At 42.1% G+C, this 12,679-nt stretch carries 10 protein-coding genes and 1 pseudogene; 7 read left to right on the top strand and 4 right to left on the bottom strand.

Annotated features, from left to right (window positions below; translation table 11 throughout):
- Positions 1-11 precede the first annotated feature (11 nt).
- Genes KOLE_RS02600 through KOLE_RS02590 form a run of 3 tightly spaced genes read left to right on the top strand, consistent with a single transcriptional unit; the run spans position 12 to position 3,496 of the window.
- Positions 12-1,478, top strand: coding sequence for a UDP-N-acetylmuramoyl-L-alanyl-D-glutamate--2,6-diaminopimelate ligase (locus KOLE_RS02600; protein ID WP_012745018.1), 1,467 nt, complete (start codon positions 12-14; stop codon positions 1,476-1,478).
- A complete protein-coding gene (locus KOLE_RS02595) occupies positions 1,468-2,754 on the top strand; it encodes a bifunctional folylpolyglutamate synthase/dihydrofolate synthase (protein ID WP_012745017.1) in 1,287 nt (428 codons plus the stop codon). Before KOLE_RS02600 ends, KOLE_RS02595 begins: the two co-directional genes overlap by 11 nt.
- Before the next feature lie 49 nt (positions 2,755-2,803).
- The gene (locus KOLE_RS02590) at positions 2,804-3,496 is read left to right on the top strand and encodes an aspartate/glutamate racemase family protein (protein ID WP_012745016.1); all 693 of its coding nucleotides are present in this window, start codon (positions 2,804-2,806) and stop codon (positions 3,494-3,496) included.
- A gap of 25 nt (positions 3,497-3,521) precedes the next feature.
- On the opposite strand, the gene KOLE_RS02585 is transcribed toward KOLE_RS02590, so the two are convergent.
- From KOLE_RS02585 to KOLE_RS02570, 4 genes are all read right to left on the bottom strand, one after another.
- The gene (locus KOLE_RS02585) at positions 3,522-4,496 is read right to left on the bottom strand and encodes a CE1 family esterase (protein ID WP_012745015.1); all 975 of its coding nucleotides are present in this window, start codon (positions 4,494-4,496) and stop codon (positions 3,522-3,524) included.
- A 240-nt stretch (positions 4,497-4,736) separates the two neighbouring features.
- A complete protein-coding gene (locus KOLE_RS02580) occupies positions 4,737-4,919 on the bottom strand; it encodes a MarR family transcriptional regulator (RefSeq protein ID WP_012745014.1) in 183 nt (60 codons plus the stop codon).
- Positions 4,920-5,037: 118 nt separating this feature from the next.
- Positions 5,038-5,334, bottom strand: a complete 297-nt coding sequence (locus KOLE_RS11860; protein ID WP_012745013.1) for a DUF2250 domain-containing protein — start codon at positions 5,332-5,334, stop codon at positions 5,038-5,040.
- 106 nt (positions 5,335-5,440) lie between these two features.
- Positions 5,441-6,535 carry a glycerol dehydrogenase gene (locus KOLE_RS02570; protein ID WP_012745012.1) on the bottom strand — a complete coding sequence of 365 codons (1,095 nt, stop codon included), beginning with the start codon at positions 6,533-6,535 and terminating at the stop codon, positions 5,441-5,443.
- Positions 6,536-6,848: 313 nt separating this feature from the next.
- Between KOLE_RS02570 and KOLE_RS02565 the strand changes: the two genes are divergently transcribed.
- From KOLE_RS02565 to KOLE_RS11030, 4 genes and pseudogenes are all read left to right on the top strand, one after another.
- Positions 6,849-7,229 (top strand): hypothetical protein, encoded by a 381-nt coding sequence (locus KOLE_RS02565; RefSeq protein ID WP_012744961.1) that lies wholly within the window; start codon positions 6,849-6,851, stop codon positions 7,227-7,229.
- On the top strand, positions 7,213-7,815 hold the full coding sequence (locus KOLE_RS02560) for a transposase (RefSeq protein ID WP_012744960.1): 603 nt from the start codon (positions 7,213-7,215) through the stop codon (positions 7,813-7,815). The genes KOLE_RS02565 and KOLE_RS02560 overlap by 17 nt, the downstream gene beginning before the upstream one ends.
- A gap of 267 nt (positions 7,816-8,082) precedes the next feature.
- Positions 8,083-9,339, top strand: a complete 1,257-nt coding sequence (locus KOLE_RS02555) for an MFS transporter (RefSeq protein WP_012745011.1) — start codon at positions 8,083-8,085, stop codon at positions 9,337-9,339.
- A 1,665-nt stretch (positions 9,340-11,004) separates the two neighbouring features.
- A pseudogene (locus tag KOLE_RS11030) lies at positions 11,005-12,185 on the top strand (MFS transporter); the annotation flags it as partial.
- Positions 12,186-12,679: the final 494 nt, after the last annotated feature.

Here is a 12,679-nt window from a genome sequence, read left to right as displayed (position 1 = left end):
AGGACCAAAACATGGAGATGGTTCTAAGAGAACTGATAAAAGATTTGAAAGAAAAAAGGGTTGAAGGTAGGCAGGACTTAGTAATTCGCGGCATTGAATGTGATTCGAGAAAAGTGGAAGAAGGTTTTTTATTTGTTTGTATTCCGGGTTTTAATTTTGATGGACACAAATTCATCCCCGAGGCAATAAAGAGAGGTTCCCGGGTAGTGGTGGTTGAGAAAGACGTTAAAACAGCTAAAGATGTCACTGTTATTAAAGTTCCTAACACAAGATATGCTCTAGCGGTCTTGGCGAACAGGTTTTATGGATATCCGTCAAAAAAACTGCAGGTAGTAGGAATTGCCGGTACTAATGGCAAGACAACCACCACTTATCTGGTAAGGGATGTATTAAAAAAGGCGGGAAAGAAGGTAGCTCTATTTGGAACAATTGAGTACGACTTAGGGAACAGGACATTGCCGGCAAGTACGACCACTCCACAAAGCCTGGAGCTTCAGGCAATGTTAAACGAACTGGTAAACAAAGAGTTTGAATACGTGGTTATGGAGGTATCTACCCACGCCACGGTGCTGGACAGGGTAACTGGTTGTGAATTTGATATAGGCGTATTTACCAACATAAGTAGAGATCACATGGATTTTCATAAAACAATGGAGAACTATTTGGAAGCAGAGATAAAGTTCTTCAGGCTTTTAAGCCGGACGGGAAGAAGAGCAGTTATAAATATCGATGATCCTTACGCGGAGCATATTATAAAAAACACAAGGACAGAAATTCTGACTTATGGAATAAATGATAAAAATGCAGACATAAGAGCTTTTGATATAAAAGTCTCGAAAACAGGGTCAAGATTTAATGTTATCACCCCTTTAGGAGAAACGGTATTCTACCTCCGATTACCAGGTAGATACAACGTGTATAACGCCCTTGCTGCTGTTGGGGTGGGAATAAGTGAAGGACTGAACCTTAATGAAATTAGAGAAGCTATCGCTCATGCAAGTGTTCCGGGAAGGTTTGAACGAATTGACTGTGGGCAATCTTTTGATGTGATTGTTGACTATGCCCATACTCCTGATGCACTTCAAAAAGCTCTTGAAACCGCAAGAGGACTTTCTGAAGGAAGAATAATAGTTGTATTTGGTTGTGGAGATGATAAGGACAGGCGGCCCTTAATGGGTGTGGTGGCAGCAAGAATGAGTGATATCGCAATTCTTACCTCTGACAACTCAAGAAATGAAGAGCCGTCAGAAATTATAAGTGATATTGAATCTGGAATCAAGAAAGTCGATAATTCTTTCCAATATCTGGTTATCGAAGATCGCTTTGAGGCAATAACACAAGCATTGGAAATGGCAAAAGAGGGAGATTTGGTGCTTATTGCAGGAAAAGGGCATGAAGAGTATCAAATTATCAAAGACAGAAAAATTCCCTTTAATGATAGAAAAGTGGCGGAGAGGATACTGAAAAATGGATTATAAAGAAGCTTTAGATTATCTATATAGTTTGAGAAGATTTGGCATTAAGCCAGGAGTTAGAAGAATAAAAATGCTTCTTGAACTTTTGGGGAATCCGCAGGATTCCCTCAATGTTGTTCATGTTGCGGGTACAAATGGCAAAGGTTCTACCGTTGCCTTTATAAGTTCTATACTGAAAGAAGCAGGATATAGAGTAGGAACATATATTTCACCGCATTTGATTGATTTTACTGAAAGAATGACCATAAATGGACTTCAAATAAAAGAAGAGGTTGTGGTAGAGATTTTGAATAAAATCAGACCACATATTACAGAGGTAGCCAATTCTAAATTCGGGTCTCCTACTTTTTTTGAAGTTGTGACTGCGATGGCTTTTGTTTATTTTAAACAGCAAAAAGTAGACTTTGCTGTTTTAGAAGTAGGATTGGGTGGAGAGAATGACGCTACAAATGTAGTTAAGCCTCTGGTTTCTGTCATAACAAATAGTGACTATGACCATATGGATATTCTGGGAAACGATATAACCTCTATCGCGAAAGAAGATGCCGGGATTATCAAAGAAAATGGGTTCGTGGTTACAGCAGCAGAAGGGGAAGCGCTCGATGTTATTAAGAAAATAGGTGAGGAAAAGAGGGCAAGGATTTATCAGATAGGAAGGGATATAAAGTACGAATTCGTGAATTCAGATCTCAAATGGCAAAGATTCAATGTAAAGGGAATCTTTTCTGAGTCCGACAACTTAAAGATACCACTATTAGGAAAATACCAGCTGATAAATGCCAGTTGTGCCGTTGGTGCGATAGAGATTCTTAGATTTTATGATATTGAGATCAGTGATGAAAGTATCAGAAAAGGTTTGGAAAACACATTCTGGCCTGGCAGATTTGAAATAGTACAGGATGCACCCATGGTGGTTTTAGATGGTGCTCACAATCATCTGGCTGCAAAAAGACTAAAAGAAGCTCTTATGGAGGTTCTTGAAAAGAAGGATAAGCTGATATTGGTAATCGGGATTATGAAGGACAAAGAAGTAGAAAAAATCGTAAAAGAACTTGCTCCACTGGCATATAAAGTGGTGGCTACATCTCCAAAAACCCCGAGAGCTACTACATCTCATGATTTGCGTGAGATTGTAGTTAAATTTAACAAAAACATCAGTGTTGTTGAAGATGTGGAAACTGCGCTAGAATTAGCTTTAAGTGAAGCAAAGGAAAATGATATAGTTTGTGTTACCGGTTCTCTGTATACTGTAGGAGAGGCGAGAAAGTTTTTATTATGATGAGTATGCTTTATTGGTGCTTCACCAATTAACCTTTAGGGGTGGAAGTATGGCTAAACACATTGGAATAGTTGCATGCAGTGCTGAGGGAGCAGCTCTTTGTTACCGCACAATCTGCATAGAAGGTGAAAACTTAATAGGAAGAAAATACGCTCACCCCGAGATTACTATGCATACCTTCTCTTTTGAGGAGTATATGCAATACATTGAAGCAGGTGACTGGCAAAGAGTGGCTGATTTGATGGTGGCTTCAGCACATAAAGTGGCCAAAACCGGGGCTGATTTTGCTATATGTCCTGACAATACAATTCATCATGCATTTGATCTTGTTGTCGAGAAATCTCCGATTCCATGGCTTCATATTGCTGAAGAAGTTGCTGCTGAAGCAAAACGAAAGAACTATAAATGCCTTGGAATTTTGGGCACACGCTTTTTGATGGAGTCTCCCGTTTATCCTGCAAAACTTGATGCTGCGGGTATTGGGTACAGAATCCCTGAGACAAAAAATAGGGAACGAATCAATGAAATTATTTTCAACGAGCTTGTTTATGGTCGCTTTTATCCTGAATCTCGAGCGTACTTTAACGAAGTAATCGGTAAATTGAAGGACCAGGGTTGCGATGCCGTTGTGCTTGGCTGTACAGAGATACCTTTGCTGGTGATACCGGAAGAATCTCCCCTACCAACTCTGGATTCCACAAGAATCCTGGCAAGAGCTGCCCTGAAAAAAGCACTGGAGTAGTAATAGAAAGCAGATCTGAAAAAAATCATCGTTTTGGATGCTTCTTGAAAAACTCCCAGATCATCTCTGTGGCATTTATTTCATCATATCTTCCGCCGAAATACCACAAAGGATAGTCTAAATCAGCCTGAGGCCAGAAGTGTCCTAATTTCTTGAATACATGAAAATAAAAATCGGTTTCACCATTGGAGTATAGTACGAACTTCTCATCTTCATTTTCATATTGCTCAACTGGCTGTTCAGGAAGCCCCAGTAAGTTTACCCACTTCATGATAGTGGTTTCAACAGGTGGTTTCTTGACTATTTTTATAGACCATGGCGGTAGAATAAGTCCCCCATAATAAGGATTGAAAGGGTCGTCCATACCAATGATGACCATCACCGAAATTGGTGATGAAATCTTTTGTTGATCTTTAGGAACATATAAACCGCAAACAGGTGCGACCGCTGCTATAACATTTGAAAGTTTAAGCCCGAGAAACATGGCCATTGTAGCTCCATTAGAATATCCGGTGAGGAAAACGCGCTTTTCATCGATTAAATCTTCTGATTTTAGCTCCTGTATAATTGTGGCTATAAACCCGACATCATCCACTGAATCGTTAAAAACCAGCTTTCGTGGATCGATATTCAACCCTTCCCACCAGGATTGCGGCCTAAAAATGGTATTGTCGGGAGATGACCCACCAATAGGAGGCAAGGCATCTGGGAAAATAGCTATAAAACCTTCCTTATCTGAAAGTTCCATCCAACCAAAACGTTTCATGGAGAATTTGGAATTACTAACACCTCCATGCAGCATAATAACAACCGGGTATTTTTCATACCTCTTCTTTTCCGGTATGTGGATGTAGAAATGCCGTTGATGTCCACTGTAATTAAAAAAGATCGAGTGAGTTCCAGGTAGCAGGTCGGCTTCATCGAAAATTCCGCAGAAACTTGATACAGATAAAACCACAACGAGAAAGACGATAACTACTTTCGCGTATAAATGCTTCATGTATAACCTCCTTCTATTACGAAGACTGTTCATGCCATCAAGCTTCTTCACAAGAGATTTGACGGAGAATTGAGCAATTTTGTTTGATTTTGAGAATAACTCAAACTTTTCGAGGGCACAGATTTTTGTTGTATAAAGCAATACGTTAACCCGAAAGGATCATAAGAAACAGATCCACCTCGGGTTAATGTATTCTCTTTAAGATATGGTTTTTTCTATTCTTTGAACAAACGTATCTTTTTAATCCTTTGGTGCGTAATAACACCTTTTTGGCGATTCAACCTTACCTTCGCTTTTTAGCTCTTTTATAACCTTCGATACTTCCTTGCTATCGATACCTGTCATCTTTGCAATATCTCCAGGTCTTAATGGTTTTCCTGCTTTTTTCAATGCCTCAAACACCACTTCTTTCTTGTCTTCCATCCTTTTACACCTCCTTTAATCAAGATAATGTATAACCTCATAGTTTATTATAAGAAATTTCTCAATAAATGTAATAGACAAGCAAATGGACTTCTTGTTTAGGGTTCCTATGTACATTTTATTTTTGCTCTTCAAAAAGTATTTTGCGTAAATAAAGCCTTGCTGGGCGCGTCAATTCGTAGTAAGTGTGATTCATGTGTTTGGGTTTTCGAAGGCCCTTTTTTTTGAGAAATCGTCCTTCAACCCTTTCCAAGAAGCCTTTGCTTTCAAGCGTCCGAAGCCTTCTCATAGTTTCTCCGAGATCTAAACGAAGGCGTCTTGACAAAAATTTGGCACAATCCGGTGCCGTAGAGTAGAGATCTTTTAAAATCTTCCAATCTTCTTCCTCTAAGATTTCCCAAGGTAAAGCTTTCATCATTTCACTCCAAATTAAGCCGTAAAATAAAATTTAAAATTGACTCTTCGTTATCCAGGGAACATATCTTTATTTATTTGACCACCTGTGAGTAAACCTACTTCAATCAAACCGCTTTTCTCCTTTTACCTTCAGCGTCTGCGGTTTTGATAGCAGAATAAACAGCTTCAGGAGTGACAGGAATGGGTTCGTTGTGTATGGTTTCCCCTTCGGCACATGCCGCTTCCGCTACTTTCATGAGTTCCTCGTCTGAAACACCGTCGAGCCCAATGTCTGCAAGTGTGGTGGGCAAGCCTACGGATTCACAGAAAGAATAGACCTCATCAATGATTTCTCTTGGTTTATCTGTAAGGAACAGGGACGTGAGGGTACCAAATGCAACTTTTTCACCGTGATAATATTTGTGAGTTTGCTCTAATACCGTAAGACCATTGTGGATAGCGTGTGCTGCAGCCAAGCCGCCGCTTTCAAAACCCAAGCCACTCAGCAGTGTGTTTGCTTCTACGATGTGTTCTAAAGCGGGTGTTACGGCGTTGGCTTCACAAGATGATTTTGCAGCAACACCGTATTCAAGCAGGGTCTCATAGCAGAGCTTTGCCAGAGCGTAAGCGGTCATAGAACCTACGTTACCGGTCATGTTTTTGGCGTACTTTTTCATGCACGATTCAGCTTCGAACCAGGTAGCCAGTGCATCACCCATACCTGAAACCAGGAATCTGGCTGGTGCTTGAGCAATTATTTTGGTGTCTACCAATACAAGATCGGGGTTTTTAGGCAGAATCAGATATCTTTTGAATTCTCCGTTGGGTGTATATATCACTGAAAGAGCGCTACAAGGTGCGTCTGTTGAAGCAAGGGTTGGAACGATGACGACAGGGAGCTTTAGTTCGTAGGCAACTGCTTTGGCCGTATCGAGCGTTTTGCCTCCACCTATACCAACGATGAGTTCGCAACCGGCACCTTTGGCCAGGTCAGCCAGCCTGCTTATTTCTTCATCAGAGCATTCACCGCCGAATTTTTCTACAACTACTTCCAGAGACTGTTCCATACTCTGCCTGAAGTCAGGCAAAAGATTTTCTAAAACGAAAGAATCACAGATTACGAATCCCTTCTTGCCAAATCGTACCATTTCCGATCCTAATCTTTCCAAAGCACCGCTACCCTGAACGTAGCGACCCGGAAAAATAGTCGTACTGATCATGCTTTTTACCTCCCTTTTGGTTGGGATATGGTACTTATATCTTTTTGTTTTTTCATCTTCACTTTAACACAGAAAAGTTTTCTTTATTTTTTCAGGTTAGGTTCTTTTATAAGAAAAAACGTGTCGCGAATCATGAAATATTGGTAACGCCGACAATAGTTTAAAAAAATAAATGCGTGCACGAGATATTACAGATAAATATGTAAAAATGTTTAATATTAAGATTTAGGGTGTCACGAAAAAAAGCGGGCCTCCCAAGTTCCAATGGTGGTACCATTGAAATAGCCCAAAACAAGAAAGGAGGCCCAAATAAATGGTACCACAAGAACTCACAAAAAGCGATATTGTAAAGATTATTGAGCAGTTAGACAAGCTTTTGCCTTCTAACTTCGTTAACAAACAAGGCAGAGGTAGAAGAAAGGCTTATTCTGACAAGAGCATCTTGAAACTTTCCATTTTATTGAAGCTATGCGATGTCTCATATCGTGGGGCAAAGAACTTTTTAGAAAAGAATCCCAAATACATGGAACTCTTGGACTTGAAAAACATACCACCATTCCAGACTATATCCAGGAGAGTAAGAGAATTGCCTCTTCACAGGATAAACAAAGATGTTGTAAACCTCTTTTTGGATATAGAAGGACTTGAAAGGATTGAGTTGGTGGTGGATTCCTTTCGTGACCAAGACTTGTAAAACCCATACAGCACAAAGACGAAGAAGGACAGGGAAATACAAAGACCCCCAATCCAGTTGGACAAAGACGACAAAAGGCTGGGAATACGGAAGAAAGGTACATATGAGTTTGGATGCACAGAACCTATTGATTCAAGATTGGATGACAACGCCAGCAGCTGTACACGATTCGACGGTGGCAAAGGCACAAATAGATTCTGGCCAGGGATATAAGTATTTCCTCGCAGACAGCGCATATGATTCGCAACAGATATACCGTTATATATTCGATTGTAGTAGCATGATACCAGTAATAGACACAAACAAAAGGAAAGGTGTATCACTGGAAAAACAGTGTCAGGCTCGTTGGCTGGGCATTCAATTGAGGCAAATATATGCGGAGAAGTATAAAAACCGTTGGGAGATAGAGAGAACGATTAACATTCTACAAGAATATTTCAATCTGGAATACATTTGGTATGTGAGAAACAGGAATTATGATGCGGTATTGGGTTTGGCCATATTGGCATACAATCTTTGTGTTATGTTCAATATCTTGAACAGCCGTCCTCACAGAAAGGTGGCTGATATTATTGGCTGTTACTGATTTTTGAGACACCCTAATTAAGATTGATATAATTTCGATCCTTTGCTTTGTTCAGGTTGTTTCTAAAATTACCTCGAATTTATGTACTCCTTTAAAAAAGACAACTTCCGCAAGTTTTTGTGTCTACTCATTTATCTAATTTTGAGAATAAAAATTATAATTATTCACTGATAAAGTTCAAAAATTTTGAATACCCACTTGAAAACATAACAATAAATGTGATAATATTCAAACACATAATAGAAATGTTTTTCGAGGGGTGATGGTGTGAAAAATCCTTTGAGAAATTTTTGGTTGTATGCAATGGGTAGGCTTGTATCGTTAATAGGAAGCGGGATACAGTCGCTCGCACTTTCACTTTATGTTCTTGATCTCACGGGTTCCGGAACGATGATGGGTACATTCCTGGTAATGTCGATGATTCCAAGGGTCGTATTTGCACCCATCGCTGGTGTTATTGGTGACAGGTTTAACAGGAAGGCCATCATGGTCTATATGGATTTCGCTCGTGGTGTTTTGATATTCCTTTTGGCTTTTATGGCGTACAGAGGCACATTGTCTCTCAGTATTATATATATTTCACAACTTATAATGTCCATCATGGATACTTTCTTTGATCCGGCTACCAGTGCAATGCTTCCAGATATTGTGCCCGAGGAAAATCTTACAAGAGCTAATTCGATACTAGGAGCAATAAACAGTATTAGCTATATCGTAGGTCCTGCAATGGGTGGGGTTCTCTATCCGTTGGGAATAGGAATAGTGTTCATAATAAATGCTGCGTCGTTTATAGTATCCGGAATCAGCGAAATATTTATTCATTACAGACAAACGACGGAAAAAAAGAAAATGTCTGCTGGACAATTCTTTGAAGATCTCAAAGGTGGTTTTGCCTTTTTGAAAGAAAGGTCGGACATATCCACGGTAATGCTGTTTGCTATGATAACAAATTTTCTCCTGACACCTGTACTTGTAATTGCAATTCCGTACTTTGTGAGGACAGTGATGGGCTTCAGTAGTCAGCAGTTTGGTATTTTCAGGTCAAGCGGAGTTGTGGGTAGCCTTATAGGGAATCTATTGATTGCTTCGTTCCTTTCAAAAAGTAAACCTGGAAAACTTTTTGATATTGGACTTTTTGGTCAAATTATCACATTTTTTATCATCAATATTCTGATGTTTCCGTGGGGTGCAAAATTTTTCGGAGGAGCTACGTGGCTGTATCTCGGGACGCTTGCCATTGTTTTCATGTCAACAGGAATGTTAAATGCGTTTGTAAATACACCTTTGAGCGTTTTTTTCCAGAAGACAATCCCTACGGATGTACGTTCGCGTGTCTTCTCGGTGCTTTCGGTAATGTCACAGCTTATCGTGCCTTTAGGAACGGCATTGTACGGATTTTTGGTTGACCATATGCCGGTCCACTACCTTGTCTTAATAGCACTGATTATGACTGTTATAGCGACTATTCCTTTCCTTATGGCTGGAAAGCTGAACATTTTGCGAAAAGAGACAAGTTGCGCTTGAGAATCAATAAAGCTGATTGATGCGCGGAGCTACGCCCCGAAGGTTTGCCGAGGCTGTCAGCTGGTAAGCACGCTTCGCGTGGGTAAGCCCAACTACGCTGGGGGTAAGCACTCCTTTGGAGTGGGGAAAAACAAGAGGTTTGCAGACGCAGTTAGTTGGTTAAGAGACACGAACCGCAAGCGGTTGTCACGAACTCCTGGTAAGAATCGAGAGTCCGAGAGTCCGAGAACCGAGAGGTCCGCTATGCGGCTGGTAAGCACGCTGCGCGTGGGTAAGCCCGGCTATGCCGGGAGTAAGGTGTGCCCGGCATGACATACAACTATAGGGTGAAAGTCCCGAATGCGGGGAGCGAAATAAGCATTAGCTGAGGGCAAGGGTGTCACTGGTAACGGTGAATCTGAAGGAAGCCTAAGGCAAAATCCGGAACTGAACGAAAGTGAACCAGTGTTGGCCGGTAGAGTGGGTAACCTTGCCGTGAATGGGTAAGCCCGAGCTCCAACTCTACAGGTTGGGATGGCAGGATTCGGATGAAAGCTGTATGTCTTACCCGGGGAAGTCCTCACTCGTCCCAAGATGGGTAAGCCGGAACAAGGGGAGAGCCAAGGACCGGTGAAGCGGAGGAGGATGGCAGATGAACCCGTAGTAGTGTTGAACCTCTCTGAAAGGAGAAGGGACTATCGCCTTGAGCGATGGGGGTAACAGGAACCGAAAGGGTCTGTTACTTGCGAAGGGGGGAAGGGTTGAGGAAATGGCACAAAGGGAAGCGAATATAACAGGAGCCCGTAACGGAGGCTGAAATGCCGACGGTGGTCTGAAATGGCTGGGGCAGGCAAGTAATCCATTATAGGGTTGGGCATATTCCTCGAAAGGGGTAGAAAACCGATGCCTGTGTGGAAGAAGAAACCGATTCTGTTATATGCGACTTATTCTGAAGGCCATGCGGAGGTAGTATGATGGCACTTAACCACCGTCGGAGAATCCGATACTCAATCCATGAGCCGTGTACGTTGGCCCGTACGCACGGTTCTGTGAGAGGACGGGGGGATTCCCCCCTCCTACTCGATCCTGACTTCGTCAGGGGCAAGCACTCCTCCGGAGTGGGTGAAAACTTCTTCGCGGTTGACAAGCGCCTTCGGCGGATAGAACCAAAAGAACGAAAATCATTAAACACGTTTCGAAAATAAGGTCGGTCATCCTGAACTTGATTCAGGATCTCGTAGTTAAGAGGCACAGATTCTGGATAGAAGATTTCCAGAATGACAGTGGCGGATTAAGATTCTGGATTAAACATCTCCAGAATGACAGGTATCCGTTGACTTCTAACGAATGACAGTGTCTGAAGCTTTCAAGACGTAGTCAAGCACTTCAGCAGCGTAGCTGCTTTCCGCCGCAGGCGCACATCAACTGCGCAGCAGTTCGGGTCAACTCCGAAGGAGTTCGTGACAACTCTGAAAGAGTTCGGATCAATCCCAAAAGGATTCGTGTCCGCTGCGAAGCAGCCTTCTCGGACTCTCGGTTCTCGGTTCTCGATTTTTACGCACAACCTACAACGTACAACCTACAACGGTTTTTTTGTAAAGGAGTGATAGTGTGAAAAGTAGTTTAAGAAATTTCTGGCTGTATGCAATGGGTAGACTTGTGTCTTTAATAGGAAGTGGGATACAGTCACTCGCTCTTTCGCTTTATATTCTTGATATCACAGGTTCCGGAACGATGATGGGGACATTCTTGATTATGTCGATGCTTCCAGTGATTATTCTGGCACCAATAGCCGGTGTGGTTGGCGATAGATTTAACAGAAAGGCTATCATGATTTATATGGATTTTGCCCGCGGAGCACTGATATTTTTTCTCGCTTTTTTGGCGTACAGGAATATGCTCACACTTCCTGTTATTTACATTTCGCAATTTGCGATGGCAATCATGGATACCTTCTTTGGTCCGGCTACCAGTGCAATGCTTCCGGACATTGTTCCTAAAGAGCACTTACGAGAGCAAATTCAATACTCGGTGCTATAAACAATTTAAGTTATATCGTAGGCCCAGCAATGGGAGGCGTTCTTTATCCACTTGGGATAGGCGTTGTTCTTATATTGAATGCTACGTCATTTGTAGTATCCGGGATCAGCGAGATCTTCATCCAGTATAAGCAGACAACAGAAAGAAAGAAAATGTCCGTTGAGCAGTTCTTTGAGGATCTCAAAGATGGGTTTGCGTTTTTGAAAGTAAGGTCAGATGTGTTTACGGTAATGATATTTCTCATGATAGTCGATTTTCTTTTTATTCCCTCATTTATAGTTGTATTTCCTTATTTTGCGAGAACAGTTGTCAGATTTAACAGTCAACAATATGGTATCCTAAACTCATGCTGGATTATTGGGAATCTCATCGGTAATCTGTTGATTGCCTCATTTTTTGCGAAACGAAATCCTGGTAGGCTTTTTAAGTTCGGACTATTTGGTCAAATGGTACCAGTATATATCTTTAATATTTTGATCTTCCCCTGGGGAGTGAAATTCTTTGGAGGGGTTACATGGTTGTATTTCGTTGCCATTGCCCTTCCTTTAATAGCAACAGGGTTATTGAACGCCTTTGTGGGTACACCGATAAGGGTTTTTTTCCAGAAGGCGATTCCCACAAAAGTTCGTTCACGAGTATTTTCAGTGCTTGCAGTGATGTCGCGACTCGTCTTACCACTAGGAACAGCAACGTATGGATTCCTGGTTGATCATGTACCAGCACACTATCTTGTGTTGACGGCGTTATCTTTAAGCCTTGCGGTGTCTGTTGCCTTCGTTGTAACAGGAAAACTTAATGTAATAAGTGGAGAAGCAAGTTATGCTTGAGAATTAACGAAAGTGATTGATGCGTGGAGCTACGCTCCTGGCGCTTACCGAGACTGTCAGCTGGTAAGCACGCTTCGCGTGGTTACGACTGGCTTCGCCAGTGTTTCGAACTCCTTCGGAGTTGGTACGAACTGCTTCGCAGTTGACACGCGCCTGCGGCGGATTAGAACATGCTTTAGTCCGGCTCGAAGAGCCGCACAGCCGCGACGAAGGAGCGCAAGTCCACACAAAGTGTGCTAGTCCTGACGCAGTCAGCATGGCGCGCATGCTCTTCGCGCATCGAAAGAACCAAAGTGGTATGGGTGGCCTTTCTGCCAGGTAAGCCCGGCTAACGCCGGGGGTATGCCCAGCTGCGCTGGGGGTGCGAACTCCTCTGGAGTTGGAAAAAGATTTAGACGCATGAAGCTACGCTCTGGAGGCTTGCTGAGGCTGACGCTCACGAGGTTGAGGTTTGCAACGCTGTCAGTTGACGGAACGACGCTTGAGAGGCTGCA

The organism is Kosmotoga olearia TBF 19.5.1, assembly GCF_000023325.1.
GTDB classification, from domain to species: Bacteria; Thermotogota; Thermotogae; order Petrotogales; family Kosmotogaceae; genus Kosmotoga; species Kosmotoga olearia.
The sequence above is the reverse complement of the archived record's forward strand: the minus strand, read 5'-3'. Positions and strand labels throughout refer to the sequence as shown.